The 15706-nt window shown below is 39.0% G+C and carries 11 protein-coding genes and 13 tRNA genes; 10 read left to right on the forward strand and 14 right to left on the reverse strand.

Annotation, left to right across the window (positions count from 1 at the left end; genetic code table 11):
* Positions 1 to 34: 34 nt before the first annotated feature.
* The 8 genes from NQT69_RS06565 to NQT69_RS06600 form a co-directional block, all read right to left on the reverse strand.
* The gene (locus NQT69_RS06565) at positions 35 to 337 is read right to left on the reverse strand and encodes an H-NS family nucleoid-associated regulatory protein (protein ID WP_256826886.1); all 303 of its coding nucleotides are present in this window, start codon (positions 335 to 337) and stop codon (positions 35 to 37) included.
* Between the two features lie 101 nt (positions 338 to 438).
* Complete coding sequence (locus NQT69_RS06570) at positions 439 to 2430, reverse strand: response regulator (RefSeq protein ID WP_256826887.1); 1992 nt, start codon at positions 2428 to 2430, stop codon at positions 439 to 441.
* A gap of 427 nt (positions 2431 to 2857) precedes the next feature.
* Positions 2858 to 2933 (reverse strand) — tRNA-Val (locus NQT69_RS06575).
* 105 nt (positions 2934 to 3038) lie between these two features.
* Positions 3039 to 3114 (reverse strand) — tRNA-Val (locus NQT69_RS06580).
* 105 nt (positions 3115 to 3219) lie between these two features.
* Positions 3220 to 3295 (reverse strand) — tRNA-Val (locus NQT69_RS06585).
* 112 nt (positions 3296 to 3407) lie between these two features.
* Positions 3408 to 3483: transfer RNA gene (locus tag NQT69_RS06590), tRNA-Val, on the reverse strand.
* A gap of 143 nt (positions 3484 to 3626) precedes the next feature.
* A tRNA-Val gene (locus NQT69_RS06595) sits at positions 3627 to 3702 on the reverse strand.
* 108 nt (positions 3703 to 3810) lie between these two features.
* Positions 3811 to 3886: transfer RNA gene (locus NQT69_RS06600), tRNA-Val, on the reverse strand.
* Positions 3887 to 4789: 903 nt separating this feature from the next.
* Between NQT69_RS06600 and NQT69_RS06605 the strand changes: the two genes are divergently transcribed.
* The 10 genes from NQT69_RS06605 (at position 4790) to NQT69_RS06650 (ending at position 11084) form a co-directional block, all read left to right on the forward strand.
* Positions 4790 to 4865, forward strand: a tRNA-Ala gene (locus NQT69_RS06605).
* Between the two features lie 38 nt (positions 4866 to 4903).
* A tRNA-Glu gene (locus NQT69_RS06610) sits at positions 4904 to 4979 on the forward strand.
* Between the two features lie 133 nt (positions 4980 to 5112).
* Positions 5113 to 5188, forward strand: a tRNA-Glu gene (locus NQT69_RS06615).
* Positions 5189 to 5269: 81 nt separating this feature from the next.
* Positions 5270 to 5345 (forward strand) — tRNA-Glu (locus NQT69_RS06620).
* A gap of 81 nt (positions 5346 to 5426) precedes the next feature.
* A tRNA-Glu gene (locus NQT69_RS06625) sits at positions 5427 to 5502 on the forward strand.
* Positions 5503 to 5583: 81 nt separating this feature from the next.
* Positions 5584 to 5659: transfer RNA gene (locus NQT69_RS06630), tRNA-Glu, on the forward strand.
* Between the two features lie 170 nt (positions 5660 to 5829).
* Positions 5830 to 5905 (forward strand) — tRNA-Glu (locus tag NQT69_RS06635).
* A 202-nt stretch (positions 5906 to 6107) separates the two neighbouring features.
* Positions 6108 to 7745, forward strand: coding sequence for a tetratricopeptide repeat-containing response regulator (locus NQT69_RS06640; protein WP_256826888.1), 1638 nt, complete (start codon positions 6108 to 6110; stop codon positions 7743 to 7745).
* Positions 7746 to 7767: 22 nt separating this feature from the next.
* Entirely contained in the window at positions 7768 to 9120 is a 1353-nt protein-coding gene (locus NQT69_RS06645) for an extracellular solute-binding protein (protein ID WP_256826889.1), read from the forward strand.
* Positions 9121 to 9125: 5 nt separating this feature from the next.
* Positions 9126 to 11084 (forward strand): ATP-binding protein, encoded by a 1959-nt coding sequence (locus NQT69_RS06650; protein ID WP_256826890.1) that lies wholly within the window; start codon positions 9126 to 9128, stop codon positions 11082 to 11084.
* A gap of 7 nt (positions 11085 to 11091) precedes the next feature.
* Here the strand turns inward: NQT69_RS06650 and msrB are convergent, their stop codons facing one another.
* The 6 genes from msrB to zipA form a co-directional block, all read right to left on the reverse strand.
* Complete coding sequence (msrB, locus tag NQT69_RS06655) at positions 11092 to 11532, reverse strand: peptide-methionine (R)-S-oxide reductase MsrB (RefSeq protein ID WP_256826891.1); 441 nt, start codon at positions 11530 to 11532, stop codon at positions 11092 to 11094.
* 28 nt (positions 11533 to 11560) lie between these two features.
* Positions 11561 to 12001, reverse strand: coding sequence for a hypothetical protein (locus NQT69_RS06660; RefSeq protein ID WP_256826892.1), 441 nt, complete (start codon positions 11999 to 12001; stop codon positions 11561 to 11563).
* 17 nt (positions 12002 to 12018) lie between these two features.
* Entirely contained in the window at positions 12019 to 12516 is a 498-nt protein-coding gene (locus NQT69_RS06665; RefSeq protein WP_256827422.1) for a DUF2919 domain-containing protein, read from the reverse strand.
* Positions 12513 to 12857 (reverse strand): DUF3392 family protein, encoded by a 345-nt coding sequence (locus NQT69_RS06670; protein ID WP_256826893.1) that lies wholly within the window; start codon positions 12855 to 12857, stop codon positions 12513 to 12515. The genes NQT69_RS06665 and NQT69_RS06670 overlap by 4 nt, the downstream gene beginning before the upstream one ends.
* Complete coding sequence (gene ligA, locus NQT69_RS06675; RefSeq protein ID WP_256826894.1) at positions 12850 to 14871, reverse strand: NAD-dependent DNA ligase LigA; 2022 nt, start codon at positions 14869 to 14871, stop codon at positions 12850 to 12852. The genes NQT69_RS06670 and ligA overlap by 8 nt, the downstream gene beginning before the upstream one ends.
* A 92-nt stretch (positions 14872 to 14963) precedes the next feature.
* Positions 14964 to 15695 (reverse strand): cell division protein ZipA, encoded by a 732-nt coding sequence (gene zipA, locus NQT69_RS06680; RefSeq protein WP_256826895.1) that lies wholly within the window; start codon positions 15693 to 15695, stop codon positions 14964 to 14966.
* Positions 15696 to 15706 lie beyond the last annotated feature (11 nt).

Raw genomic sequence — 15706 nt, forward strand, 5'->3', positions numbered from 1 at the left:
TATATCATTGGCGTATCTCAGGAGGTATTTATTATTAAGCTAGATGCTCTGTTAGCTCAACACCTTGAAACGCTTTTGGTCGCTTACCGCGCCCAGTCCATTCAACTATTTTCCCTTCATACTCAATGCGGTATTTTGGCATAACTTTTGTACGTTTATCACCAGCAGCATCTTGTAAGTCTTCTAGTGTTAAGCCTTTTTGTTTTAACAACTCGAGTACTTCTTGTTTAGCTTGTTGTTGCTCGGTATATTTAGTAATTGCGTCGCCAATTAATGATTGCGCTTTTTCCAATTCAGTTAAGCTGGCACTTTTTATAAATGAACGTATTTCTTTCATATTTTCGCACTACCTAGGTTGATAAGTTTAAAATTAGATTATCGATTCAACTAGATTATAAACCCATTTTTATAATTAATCCAAGCTGACAAATATTCAATTTAATTTAGCCAGTTATACACAGCTTTATTTAATTCGGATAGTTCTTCAATTAATGTGTACACGTTATTATCAATCTGTTTTTTATTTGAAAGTAACGCTTCACTCAGTTCAATTTCTTTGCGTAAGCTGTCAATTTTAACCATAGCAATTGAGCCTTTTATCCTATGTAACAACATTTCACACTGACTAATATCTTTATTTTCTATCGCCACCTTCAAAGCGGCTAGATCTGCTTTTAATGTAGTGTAAAACACATTGGCCATCGCAATTGCATCGTGTTTATTACCAAATATAGCAACCCAGTGGCTCAAACTATAACCTTCATCTGAATTAGATTCGACAACTTTAAATTTAGTTTTATTAACTGGTTCGATTAACTTAAGTAACAACTCATGTAGGTCATCGAGTGAATAAGGTTTACAAATAACATGATCTATTCCAACATTTTTTGCCTTTGCTAAGGTTTCACTTAAATTATCTGCGGTAATCCCTATTATAGGTATGTTTTTTATGCGTGCGCATGCACTTGAACGAACTTTTTCAGCCAGTTCTAAACCATCAACAATTGGCATATTAAAATCTGTGATAATAGCTGAAAAAGTATCGTGGTTTAATATCTCATAGGCAATTTCGCCATTGCCTGCTAGCGTCACATCGAACCCAAGCGATTCTAATTGCTGTTGAACAAGTAGTTGATTCATTGGGTTATCTTCGGCAATAAGTAATTTAGTCGCTGGGGCCGATAATTCTATGTGATTGGGTGTCGAGAGTTTGAAGTTATGCATAATTTCACTCAGCCCTGACTGCTTAAAAACACTCGCAGATAATCCCATAACCGAGTCTGAAAAATAATAAGGCTGCTCGTTAAAATCACCAACTATAATTACCTTACCCTTAACCCCATTGAGCTTTTCTAACCAAAAATCGCCGTATTTTTTTTCTAAATCTACTTTAGTTATAATAATATACGAGGTGTCAGTTAATAGTCGTTCGAATCCATTAATAGTATTTTTTTGAAAAGTAATTTGATTAAATTCTAACTGCTCTAAAATAGCATCATCATCACTGCAAAGTTGCCAACTCTGATAATTAATATCGCTTTGTACTTTTATTTCAGGCTCTATTAAATCGTCTGTCGCAACGACTTGTTCATGTTCAAGCAGTAAACCTAACCAGTAACTACTGCCAGTTTTATTATCATCTTGCTGGTGGTGCACAGCAATCAAGCGACATTGATTAATTTTATCATTAGCTCGATATCGAAAAAGACATTGAATTTTTTGCTGCTGCCCCGTGTTATTTTTAAACGAACGGGCTATTTTCACTCTATCTTCATCAATAATTGTCGGCGAAATACACCCTGTTAAACCAACCTGGTTTATAGCCTCCTCAGATAAACCCAATATCGCTTTAGCACCTTCTGATAAGCGGTTAAAGCACCCTTCGCCATTACTAAAATATTCAAACTCAAACGTACCCTCAACGAATCTATCTAACAGTAAAAGGCTATCAATATCGTGTTGTATTTCATTAGCACTTACCTGCGTTAACTCAGTAACCTTGTCAAACGTAGTAAGGACACCGCAAACTGTATTATTCGTGTCAAAATAAGGCTGTTTAGTATATTCAACTTGCTGTAATACACCTTTGCCATTGGGTATAACAGCCGTGTAGCAGAGCGCCTGTGAGCTTTGTAAAACTTCTTCATTTTGTTCTTTCAGCATCACAGCAATGGGTAAGCTATCATTAATTTGATTACTGTTTAAATCCCATAGAGCGTTAAACTCTGCTTTGAAGGCGTTATTTGAAAACAATAAAGCATTATTAACATCTTCGATATAAAGCATTAAAGGTAAGCAGTTGAGCAGACTTTGAGTGTATTTACTCGTATTCTCTTGGGTTACAGAGCTAGCTTTAACGCCGCTATGTTTAAAGAATAGTTTACGCCATAAAAAAAACATTATTATTAAAAAAATTGCGAGGTAAATCATAGTATCTTCATATAATTAGTTGGATATTGGTTCACTATGAAAGCTCTTTTGATTTTACCAAAGCGATTTAGTCAAAATTAAAAGGCTCAATAGTTCCAAGCTTACTATATTGACTATAACCTAATTAAAAAAATACTTCCGATTTTAAACAATAGAAATATCTAATAAACAATTTCAGAGCTGATAGCTAAATATTTTCATTTAAGGTTTTCAGGGAACTATTTTAGAATAAAGATGGAGTAAGCAAGCTTGATAGTAATGCTATTGAGGTAGCTTTTCATTAAATCATGATATTAAAGATTTTATGACTCAATAAAAATTTATGGGGCTTAAATTAAGATGAGATTTAAGATAGCTAGTAGTAGAGTTTGAGCTCAGAAGGTTCACTGTTTATGATGGTTAGTAATATGATACACCATTTATAAAATGGTGGGTCGTACTGGACTTGAACCAGTGACCCTCGCCTTGTAAGGGCGATGCTCTCCCAACTGAGCTAACGACCCATATTACTTAAATACTTATTAAGAGTGCTGGACTTAACCAGTGATTTTCTTTTCCAATTGAGTAGATTCATTTGGATTTTGTAATATGGTACACCATTTATAAAATGGTGGGTCGTACTGGACTTGAACCAGTGACCCTCGCCTTGTAAGGGCGATGCTCTCCCAACTGAGCTAACGACCCATATTACTTAAATACTTATTAATAGTGCTGGACTTAACCAGTGATACTGTTTTCAAATTGAGCAAACTCATTTGAATTTTATAATATGGTACACCATTTTAAAAATGGTGGGTCGTACTGGACTTGAACCAGTGACCCTCGCCTTGTAAGGGCGATGCTCTCCCAACTGAGCTAACGACCCATATTATTTAAATACCTAACTATTAATTAATAGTACTGGACTGTAACCAGTGATTATTTTCCAACTGAGCAAACTCATTTGGATTTTGTAATATGGTACACCATTTTAAAAATGGTGGGTCGTACTGGACTTGAACCAGTGACCCTCGCCTTGTAAGGGCGATGCTCTCCCAACTGAGCTAACGACCCATATTACTTAAATACTTAACTATTAATTAATAGTACTGGACTTTAACCAGTGATCCTCACCATTTTTGATAAATAGCAGTGATACTCTCTTGCCAAGTGAGTAAACTCATTTGGATTTTGTAATATGATACACCATTTTAAAATGGTGGGTCGTACTGGACTTGAACCAGTGACCCTCGCCTTGTAAGGGCGATGCTCTCCCAACTGAGCTAACGACCCATATTACTTAAATACCTAATTATTAATAGTACTGAACTTAACCAGTGATTTCCTTTTCCAATTGAACAAGCTCATTTGGATTTTGTAATATGGTACACCATTTAAAAATGGTGGGTCGTACTGGACTTGAACCAGTGACCCTCGCCTTGTAAGGGCGATGCTCTCCCAACTGAGCTAACGACCCATATTACTTACATATCTAACTATTAACAGTACTGGACTTTAACCAGTGATCCTCACTATTTGTAGTAAATAGCAGTGATACTCTTTTCAAATGAGTTAACTACCCACCCAATTCAACACATTGCTGCGTTGTTGTGGGGCGCTATTATAGATAGAGTTGTAAATGTGTCAACACTTGAATGTGTAAAAATGATTTAGATGTGGTTTTTATAATCAACAAGATGGATAAAAGCACACTTTATGCTCATATTGAAGAAGTTTTAGCTCGCTACTATCAATATTTCATTTCCAGATACGTTACTCGCACTGTAAAAATCTCGATGATTTTATTAAACCTAAGCTCTATTTAAAATTCGCCCTCCCTAACAATGCATTAGTTAGCTCCTAACTATAAATAAAAAATGTGCCCCCCAGTCACTTTGCCCCATCATTTCACTCAAACATTAACAAAATACATTTTATAACAGACGGCTCAGACAGAAAATTCAGCCACTTTGGCCTTGGCCAAGCCAAATACACTAACTTAGGGTTTTATATGGACTACTTTCTGGGTATATAAAATTAAAACAACAGCGATACAGTTAGGCCACTTCAGCACTATATTATTTATCTGTTTGAACCAACAAACTACAAAGAGCAAAATTTGCATATAAATGTACACCTTTTATAACGGCAATTAATATCTCAATCACCTCAATAAAAGTGACTATCATTAATAAAAACCACCACACAGCTCAAAAAACAGACTGAAGCGTTTACGGATTATCCAGTTTGTTGAAAAATAGGACATTTGAATAAAGTTGCTGAAAAAAATGTTGACATTATTTAGGTGGCTGCATAGAATGCGCCCCGCACTCAGCGATACACAGCTCGATGTACTAAGCAGTGTAAAGCAAAATAAGTTGGGGCTATAGCTCAGCTGGGAGAGCGCTTCGCTGGCAGCGAAGAGGTCTGCGGTTCGATCCCGCATAGCTCCACCATCTTATTTTTTGCAAGTCCTAGGGTAGCAGTTTTCTGTGTCCCCATCGTCTAGAGGCCTAGGACACCGCCCTTTCACGGCGGTAACAGGGGTTCGAATCCCCTTGGGGACGCCATCTAATTTATTAGAGGCGGTTATACCGAGAAAATAGCGATGCAAGTAAAGCTCGAGTCTTTATTCGCAAATATCGCATAATATAAAGCTCTGATTTGAGTCTAACTAATCATGTCCTAGTGACACATTTATGTGTCCCCATCGTCTAGAGGCCTAGGACACCGCCCTTTCACGGCGGTAACAGGGGTTCGAATCCCCTTGGGGACGCCACTTATTTATAAGTATTGTGTTATGAAAACACTCGCCTGAATCGAGTTTAACTATTCAGTTGTCCTAGTGACACATTTCTGTGTCCCCATCGTCTAGAGGCCTAGGACACCGCCCTTTCACGGCGGTAACAGGGGTTCGAATCCCCTTGGGGACGCCACTTACTTATAAGTGTTGTGTTATGAAAACACTCGCCTGAATCGAGTTTAACTATTCAGTTGTCCTAGTGACACATTTATGTGTCCCCATCGTCTAGAGGCCTAGGACACCGCCCTTTCACGGCGGTAACAGGGGTTCGAATCCCCTTGGGGACGCCACTTATTTATAAGTGTTGTGTTATGAAAACACTCGTCTGAATCGAGTTTAACTATTCAGTTGTCCTAGTGACACATTTCTGTGTCCCCATCGTCTAGAGGCCTAGGACACCGCCCTTTCACGGCGGTAACAGGGGTTCGAATCCCCTTGGGGACGCCACTTATTTATAAGTGTTGTGTTATGAAAACACTCGCCTGAATCGAGTTTAACTATTCAGTTGTCCTAGTGACACAGAAAATGTTTCTGAGAAGATAATGCCATTCGCCTCGCAGGCTTGGTCTCATCTTACGCAGAAATAGCAAATCAGTGATTTGCAAACCAATTTCTGCGTCCCCATCGTCTAGAGGCCTAGGACACCGCCCTTTCACGGCGGTAACAGGGGTTCGAATCCCCTTGGGGACGCCACTTATTTTTATAAGTGAACAGTCATTTAAATAAGAAAACCTTTTATACCCCTTCAAATCTTTATTCATAAAATATACTTGTTTACAGTCAAGTATGTATAAAAAATAAAAATCTCACTAATAGCGAATAAATTTTAAATTCTCTTGTAAGCTACTAGACTGTTGATTATAGTCACCAATACATTCACGTGGTTTTAAGCTTAATGCCAGCAAAGATTTTTTCTAACGCAAAAATACTCATAGTGGAAGAGCAACCTCTTGCTCAAAGCTATATGAAGCAATCGCTCGAAAAGCTTGGCTTTCGGCAATTGCGCTTTGCTGATCATGCTAATTCTGCAAAAGAGCAATGTTTAACCGAGCAATTTGATTTGATCGTTTGTTCGTTCAATTTGAGTAAACATCAGGATGGCTACCAGCTTTACGAAGAGTTAAGAGTTAAACGATTAATTAAAAACTCCACTGGCTTTATTTTTATCTCTGCAGAAACCACGGGCTCTTTAGTACACAGTGTCCTTGAGCTGCAACCTGATGACTTCCTTGTTAAACCCTTCACTATTTATGAACTTAAAACACGTATTGAAAAAATCTTATTACGTAAAACTAACTTACAAAAGGTTTATGATTTCATCGATGATGGCAACGATTCAAAAGCACTCAAATTTATAAATACTGCGCTAGAACATAATACCAGTGCGTATAGTGCTATTTTATTACGTTTAAAAGGTGATGTATTACTGAGATTGAAACGTAATGAAGAAGCTAAAAGCTTTTTTAAATCAGTTCTTGATATACAAAAATTCGCATGGGCAAAAGTAGGCTTAGTCGAAGCACTAATTGCAAATAACGAACATATATTAGCGCAGCGCATGCTTAAAACAATGCTTACGCGCCAAGAAACTCGACTAGTTGCACTAGATTTACTTGGCTCTTTAGAAATAAAACTAAACCAGTTTGAGCTCGCTCAAGACTTCCTCAGTGAAGCGGCCGAAATAGCACCAAGAAACCTTAATCGTCAAAAAGCATTAAGTCATGTTGCACAACTCAATCATGATTACGAAAAGAATTATGCAACCCAAAAAGATATCGCTCAATTTGCCAAACATTCAATTCATGATCACCCTGATGTTTACTTGAATGCAGCCCGCGCTGGTATCGACTTTGCGCTAACGACAGATCAAAGTGATCAAATACAACGCATTACACGCCAAACCAATAAATATCTAAATGATCTAAAAGGGCAGTTTCCTAATAGCCAGAACCAAGCTCAAATCGATGTACTCAACGCACGCTTGCACTATCTAAAGGATGAGCATAAAAAAGCAAAAATGCTTATTGAGCAACTTGATGATGATACCCATATACGATCAATAGATGGCGCACTAGATAAAGCGAAGGCATTTCACGAGTTAGGCTTTCAAAATAAGGCGCAAATACTATTTAATAAAATAATCAGTCATTGTGAAACCCATCCAAATGTGAGTGATCCGGTCTATCTTCGTTATATTCAACAACAACAAAGTGAACGCCGAGATATAAAAATGGGCCCTAAAGAGCTCAATAACCATGCTGTCACTCAGTTTAACCGGGGCCAACTAAATACAGCTTTAGAAGCATTTAGCCAAGCTTTTAGAATAATGCCCCGTAACGCAAGTATTGCACTAAATTTATTACAATGTTTATTCGATAATACAAAGAACAATAGTCAAAGCCTTAATTTGATGATGGCTAAAAAATGTTATGCCTTATTAGTAACAACAAACCTAGATCCCGAGCAACAACAAAGACTTGATAAAATAACACAGCAGGCCAACAGTATGGGGCTGGCCTTAATGAATAAGTAACCACATGGGCATGGGAATACTATTGAATCGTACTTTCACCTTACTGTGTTATGCTTTTATCTTGTGTCATTCTTTAGCCACACAAGCTGAAACATCCTTATCACATTGGCAACAAGCAAAAATAGATTGGCGCGCTCATCAAGGCGCACACATAAATGTTTTAGCTGATCAGCAACCTGCATTTTCGGCATTAAAGCCATACCTGCCTTTATTTGAAGAGCTAACCGGGATCAGTGTTGGCTTTCATGCTTTAGAACAATCAAAAATGCGCCATAGAAGAACGGCCGATCTTGAAAAAGGGTTAGGCTTATACGATGTATTGCCAATGGGAGTGACATTTTTAGGTCAAGCACATGCCAAAGGCTATTTGGCACCACTGACTCCCTATTTAGAAAACCCAACACTTACAGATTTAGACTGGTATAAGATTTCTGATATCAGCCGTAATAGTCTCGCACTATCAAGAATTGACGGTACCCTGCTCTCACTGCCATTTGATTTTTCGGCACCGATCTATTTTTATCGCAAAGACTTATTTACTGAATTTGATTTAGCAGTACCGGATACATATGAGGATTTACTAAAAACGAAACTCGCTTTGCAACACGCCCTCGATACCAGCCCCCAACATAAAGGTGTAAGGGCATTTGCAGCCAGAACATTACCCGGCGCGGGGTTAAATACTTGGACTATTTTGCCAATAATTCGTGCTTATGGTGGGCAAATTATTACTCAGGATGAACAGGCCACAAGTAATTCTCAAGCCGTGCGAACTGCAGTCACACTTTATCGTGATTTAGTAACCGGTTATGGTAACCCCGACAATAGTCAGATACTGCACTTTTACCAAATTCGTGAATTATTTAAACAAGGTAAATTAGCTTCTGCTATTATCGCATCACATTTTTATAATGAAATTGATACGCCTGAAGAGTCTATAATATGGGACAAGTGGGAGGCAGCTCCTTTACCAAAAGGGCCATACTCCCGTGAAACATCCCCTTGGGCCTGGTCATTTGCTATTAATGCCAAATCAGCTAACAAATCAGCTGCTTGGTTATTTATTCAATGGGCTACAAGCGAACAAACTGCAACTTTATTAAGTACTGGAGGCTCCCCTCCTCGCCAACAAATATGGCAAAAACAGCTTTTTAATTTAGTAAATAAACCGGGGTTTAATAATACAATGCTCTGGGTGTTTGAGCATGCGACCCCGAGCTATATCCAATCAGGAATAACATTATTTCCTGAGATCGGCGAAATTATCTCTCACGCATACAGTCAAATTTTTTATGGGGCTGACGTTAGCAATACGCTTGATAGCAGTAATAAAAAAATTACTCAGCTTTTAAATAATAAAAAAGAGCAGCCTTAATTATTATGTATTTCACAATTGCGCACAAAATTTTATTAATCATTGGCTTCACTATTACACTTGTACTCGGTGCAAGTACCACATTGCATGTGATTGAACTAAAAAATCAGAATTTATTAAACATGAGTGAAAAAGCCACTGCAATTGTTTCTCCTATGCTAAGTGAGATAGAACAATTAACCCAAGATGGTAATAAAGGCAGTTGGGTATTAAAAATACAGGCCATAGCAATAGATGAGTTACTCGATGAAAATACATTTAATGATCTCACTAATATTTATTTTGTCGATAATAATGCCAAAATTGTTACCCATATCAATACAGCACTACTCGCGACTCAGTTAATTGACGAGCAATTGATCCAAGCGAGCCAAAACAATAGCCGTACAATACTTAATAAAAAAAACCTTTATAATGTTGTTATCCCTGTAAAAAACCACAATAAAGAAAAAATAGGTTCTGTCATTGTCAGTTTTTCAGATAATGACTTAGCCAAAAAGATTAAACTGATAATTACAAATGCGATTCTACTGTTTGTCGTTTATTTAGTCGCAGCCTTGGCCATCGCTTATATCGTTATACGTAAAATAATACTGCAACCTATAGACCAATTAGTTGAATTCTCTCATGCAATTACCACGGGTGATCTTGATTGCCCGATAAATATCTCTAACCAAGATGAAATTGGCACATTAGCAAGTGGCTTTAAAATGATGCGCGCGGCAATACGCCAACAAATTAATAATATGCATCAGCAGCAAGCGGCACTTGAAGACATGGTGGCACAAAGGACTCAGGAGTATCTCGCAGCAAAAGAGCAAGCCGAGAATTCCAACAAAGCCAAAAGCGTATTTTTAGCCAATATGTCTCACGAACTACGAACCCCATTAAACGCGGTACTTGGTTTTAGCCAATTACTACAAGATCGTGAAATAGAAGCGACAAAACTGCGTTATTTAGAGGCAATTACAGTATCTGGCAAGTCCTTATTAAACATTCTTAACGATATTTTAGACTTGTCTAAAATTGATGCCGGAAAAATGCACTTAGAACTCAGTAATGTTGAGCTTCAGCAGATGTGCAAAGAACTCTCTTTAATGTTTATGCAACAATGTGCGCAAAAAGATTTAGCTTTAAAGATTGAATGCACTCCTGATGCCTCAAAAGCGCTTCTTCTTGATTGCAATAAGCTACGCCAAGTAATGATAAACTTGCTCAGTAATGCTATTAAGTTTACTGAGCAAGGTATTGTAAGCGCACAATTTGACTGTAAAGTAAGTGATACTGGCGAGCATGTTAACCTCATTATTCGCGTTAAGGACACGGGGAAAGGCATTGCAGAAGATCAACAGCAAATTATTTTTAATGCCTTTGAACAGGTCGAAGGTCAAAAAACATCGCAATATGGTGGTACAGGCTTAGGACTGGCGATTACGCTAAAGTTTATTAAGTTAATGGCGGGCACAATAAGTCTAAACAGTGTTGAAAATCAAGGCAGTGAATTTATAATTGAAATCCCTGATATCGCCTATGCTGAGTCTCAAAGTAACACTAATCACATTAACTTCCCTGCTATTAGTAGCTACAACTTCGAGCCAAGTAAAATTTTAATCGTTGATGACATTACTTATAACCGAGATTTTTTAGTCTCATTTTTATCACGTTGGCCATTCGCAATTGATGTTGCAGAAAATGGCAAAATCGCATTACAGAAAGTCGCGAAATGTCAGCCTGACTTAATTATTATGGATATGAAAATGCCGGTTATGGGTGGCTTAGAAGCAACTAAACAGTTACGAAATAACGAGCAATATAAACACATACCCATCATTGCCGTCACTGCCTCAGCGCTAAAAAATGAAAACCTTGAGTTTACTCAACTCACTGACTACTGCATTACCAAGCCAATTTGTCGCGAACATTTAATATTTGCTATCGCTCAGCTTATAGAACCTTCAAAGTAGCGGTTTATTATAACTTTTTTAGTGCTAACGCGTTTACACAATAGCGTAAACCGCTAGGCATTGGACCATCCGGAAAAACATGACCTAAGTGAGCATCACAGACGTTACAAACAGCTTCTATGCGTTGCATCCCGTGACTGATATCACTGTTGTAGGCAATTGCATTTATTTGCGCGGGCTGAGTAAATGATGGCCAACCTGTGCCACTATCAAACTTTTCTCCGCCTTCAAATAACACATTATCACAACACACACAGGCATATTCACCCGGTTCGAACAAGGTGCAGCTATCTGAACTGTGTGGCCGCTCGGTGCCCTTATTACGGGTTACATAATAAGCTTCATCTGTTAATTGTGCGCGCCACTGCTCATCGCTTTTTATTACCTTGCTACTTGGCTCAGGATTACCATTGCTTGCAAAGTCTAAAATATCATTCCACGTCAACATAACTACCTCTTAAGAAAAAATGAACTTGCTAGTCAATTATCATCGATTGTTTTTCTCGTTCAGTTAGTAAAGAATTAAAATAAGCAACTAAGTGCACTTTACTACTTGGCAGGCTTGTTGAGAATACACACTCCTGATTAGCAAAAATAAACACCGAGTCTTCATAACACTTAATATGGTCGATGCTATCAATTGCAAGCCAGTGTGGGCCAGTAGTACGGTCAAAAAAGCCGGTAAGAGAAAAAAGCATTAACTGATGTTGATTCCTCTGTATCAATTTATCTAAGCTATTACGCTCTCTAAACAAAGGGGTAAGACGATAACAACATGAACTAAATACAAAGACCCATAGCGCAAGCAATAACACAAACCATGGCTGCGCCAATAGTGGAGTAAAAATGCAAAGCAAGAATAATACACAACCAATAGCAGCAACTATCAAGGCTAGTTGTCTATTAATTTTGTACATGCACAGCTCCTAAATATTTACTTTGATTGAGCTTTATTTTCAGGCTCAGGCCAATCATTAAAAAATACAGTTAAATATCGGCTTTTAGCCAAATATAATAGCACCCATAACACGACCACCATTTGCAATGCTAAAAACATCGAAAATTGATAATAGCTATGCGCAGCTTGGATAATCAACCAAGTTAAATCAAGCACCGCACAGACAAGTAAAGGCCAGCGCATAAAACGCCACAGTTTGGCTAGCCGTACTGCACTTTGAGCATTTTTTTGCGGCCTGCGTAAACAAAAAATCACCGCGGGGATAATAGCAACAGCGCCAATAGCCAGAGCACTAAAAAAATCCTGTTTTGAGCGAAAAACTAACGACATAATGTCTAGCTCAGGCCGACGGCTTAACGCGGCAATAATCCAAATAAAATACGCCCGTAATAGCACTAACAAGCTTAAATGAAATGCAATAGGAGTACGATATGTGCCGTATTTATCCCAGTATTCTGGACCATAGCGCATTATAACTGATTCTTCTTATCTGCAATCACACCCAGAATGGTAAAAGCAGCTATCGCCATAGTGCCTAACCACTGAGTTCCAAATAGCATGAGTAATTGACTCAGTAAAGGGGTGACAAAGACTACAAGTAAACCAAAACCAAAGCCAGTCACTAACACAAATACAGCAACCCTTACAAAAAAGTGACGGCGGGCAACAAAACGTTTAGTGACTTTGATAATGTCATTTGCATACAAAGAGACAAGGCACACCACTAAGAGCAAGGCTATATCATACAAGTAAGGCCTTAGCCACTGACCAAAGCTCAGGGCAAGACTTGAGAACATAGCTAAAACACTATCCATTATGCTTTACCAACAGTGCAATTAAATCATCCTCGGTAAGAATATCTATGCCTAATTCTTGTGCTTTAGTCAGTTTTGAGCCAGCCTTTTCACCTGCAATAAGGGCATCGGTTTTTGCAGAGACACTACCAGATACTTTAGCACCTAATGCTTGTAGTCGTGCTTTTGCATCATTGCGATTAAGTTCATTAAGAGTTCCAGTCAACACATAGGTTAGCCCGACGAGTGGTTGAGACTCTTCACTTGGGGGGGTTAACTCAGGCCAATGTACACCTTGTTCAATAAGCGCATTAACCACATCGGTATTGTGAGGTTCAGCAAAGAAGCTGTTCACGTGTTTTGCCACTATTTCGCCTACATCACTCACTTCAACCAAAGCTTCAATGCTTGCTTGAGATACTTTTTCGAGAGTTAAAAAGTGCGTTGCTAAATTTTGCGCAGTGGCTTCACCTACTTCACGAATACCTAATGAATATAAAAATTTGGCTAATGTAGTTTGCTTAGCATCTAGCAGCGCATTCACTAAGTTTTTGGCTGATTTGGGTCCCATTCGTTCAAGTGACTCAAAGTGCCCTTGTTTTAGAATAAATAAATCCGCAGGTGTTTTAACAAGCTCTCGATCCACCAGCTGGTCAACAATCTTATCGCCAAGTCCATCAACATCAAGGGCTTTACGTGAGGCAAAGTGCTTTATTGCTTGTTTACGTTGTGCTTGACAGACCAAGCCACCAGTACAACGAGCAACGGCCTCACCTTCAATTTTTTCAATGTGAGAGTCACATATTGGACAAGTCATTGGAAACACGATGTCTTTCGCATCATCCGGGCGACGCTCAAGTACAACTTGGGTAATTTGTGGGATCACGTCACCAGCACGGCGTATAATCACAGTATCACCGACTTTGACCCCTAATCGGGCAATTTCATCTCCATTATGCAAGGTAGCATTTGAGACTGTAACACCACCAACAAAAACAGGCTCTAACCTGGCAACTGGCGTAATTGCCCCTGTGCGGCCAACCTGAAATTCAACATCGAGTAACTGGGTGATCTCTTCTTGAGCTGGGAACTTATAGGCGATAGCCCAACGCGGTGCACGTGCAACAAAGCCTAAACGCTCTTGCATAGCTTTGTTGTTTAGTTTAATAACTACGCCATCAATTTCATATTTTAAGCTGCTTCTACGTTCTAAGATATCTTGATAGTAATCCAGTGCTGCTTTTTCACCTTCCACCAGCTTGGTCTCAGGACATAAGGGTAGTCCCCAATCAGTCAGCTTAGCCAGTTGTTGATAATGATCACTTGGTAACTCACCCTCTGTCACCACACCAATGCTATAGGCATAAAACATCAGCGGTCGTTTTGCCGTTATTTTTGAATCGAGTTGGCGTAGACTACCTGCGGCGGCATTACGTGGATTAACAAATACTTTTTCGCCTCTTTTTTCTGCCTCAGCATTTAGCTTGTCAAAACCTGCACTATCCATAAATACTTCACCACGGATCTCGATTTCTCGCGGGTAATCATCACCTCGTAATTTCAGCGGCACGTTACGAATTGTTTTCACATTTTGGGTAATGTTTTCTCCCGTTTGCCCATCTCCTCGGGTTGCTGCCTGCACAAGCACACCATCACGGTATAAAATAGAAACCGCCAAACCATCAAGCTTTGGCTCGCAACAATAAGTAAGCTCACTATTGTCCATTAAGCGCTCTTTTACACGGCGATTAAAGGCGGCAAACTCAGCTTCACTAAAGGCATTATCAAGCGATAGCATAGGCACCTGATGGGCGACTTGCTCAAATTTAGCAAGGGCAGCCCCACCGACTTTCTGCGTCGGAGAGTCGGCAGTTAAATATTCTGGGTTAGCCGTTTCTAACGCACTTAATTCACGTAACAGGCGATCGTATTCAGCATCTGGAATAGATGGGTTATCGAGCACATAATAATTGTAATTATGATCTTCTAATTGCTGACGAAGCGCGCTAATTTGCGTTAAAACTGGAGTAGACATACAGGCCTCTAAAACATAAAAAAGCCACTTAAACGAGTTATCGCCTAGTGGCTTAAAAAATTCTTAATTAATTAACTTTATTTGGTTACTGCTCACGCGCAGAAGCTTCTCACTTTTTCTACATACTCACGTACACTATCAACGGTCATTTCTTCTCGTTGTGAGTCTAAAATGGTAGCACCGAACTCATCTGCAAGCTTTTTCGCAGCACTATGAAGCATGTTAAACGCAGCTAAGCCATCACCATCACATGGTAAGGTCATAAAGAGGCTGATCCCAGCGGTACTAAATTGTTCCATATTATCAATATCAAACGTACCTGGGTTGTACATATTAACTAAGCGAAATAGTACAGGACCAAGGCCTGCAGGGTCTAAATGACGATTAAAGAAGCCTTCCTCTGAATATTTAAAACCAAGCGTATTAACCGCTGGTAATAATTTACTGCCTTCCATCACCATGCCTTCTGGCATTTGAATGTGCACAATAATAAAGTCAGCTGCAGGAGCCGCAGATTCACTTTCTGCTTTGGGCTCTTCAAGGTCTTCTGGCGTTTGCTCAACGCTCTGCTGTGGCTCAGGCTGTTCATCTGCTGCAGAGAAACTAAGATCACCAAACTGAGGTTCATCACGTTCAGCTGAACGCTCTTGAATAGGCTCTGCCGCTGTTTGTTGTACAGGGGCTTGTTCAGTAGGTTCAACTCGCTCATCAGCGGGTGTTGCAGGCTCATCTTTTTTACGAACTGACCATAGGCCATGTATTAATAATCCACCAATGACAATTACACTGATAATGATTAAAACCCATCTTAATTGCTCGGCCATCCCCTCACCTT

Origin of the sequence: Pseudoalteromonas shioyasakiensis, assembly GCF_024518675.1 — a bacterium.
Taxonomy (GTDB): Bacteria; Pseudomonadota; Gammaproteobacteria; order Enterobacterales; family Alteromonadaceae; genus Pseudoalteromonas; species Pseudoalteromonas shioyasakiensis_B.

Bases quoted from the DNA above. Each gene is read 5' to 3' on its own strand.
- NQT69_RS06640 (WP_256826888.1), top strand. From the start codon at position 6,108: ATGCCAGCAAAGATTTTTTCTAACGCAAAAATACTCATAGTGGAAGAG.
- NQT69_RS06670 (WP_256826893.1), bottom strand. From the start codon at position 12,857: ATGGATAGTGTTTTAGCTATGTTCTCAAGTCTTGCCCTGAGCTTTGGT.
- ligA (WP_256826894.1), bottom strand. From the start codon at position 14,871: ATGTCTACTCCAGTTTTAACGCAAATTAGCGCGCTTCGTCAGCAATTA.
- NQT69_RS06660 (WP_256826892.1), bottom strand. From the start codon at position 12,001: ATGTACAAAATTAATAGACAACTAGCCTTGATAGTTGCTGCTATTGGT.
- zipA (WP_256826895.1), bottom strand. From the start codon at position 15,695: ATGGCCGAGCAATTAAGATGGGTTTTAATCATTATCAGTGTAATTGTC.
- msrB (WP_256826891.1), bottom strand. From the start codon at position 11,532: ATGTTGACGTGGAATGATATTTTAGACTTTGCAAGCAATGGTAATCCT.
- NQT69_RS06650 (WP_256826890.1), top strand. From the start codon at position 9,126: ATGTATTTCACAATTGCGCACAAAATTTTATTAATCATTGGCTTCACT.
- NQT69_RS06570 (WP_256826887.1), bottom strand. From the start codon at position 2,430: ATGATTTACCTCGCAATTTTTTTAATAATAATGTTTTTTTTATGGCGT.
- NQT69_RS06565 (WP_256826886.1), bottom strand. From the start codon at position 337: ATGAAAGAAATACGTTCATTTATAAAAAGTGCCAGCTTAACTGAATTG.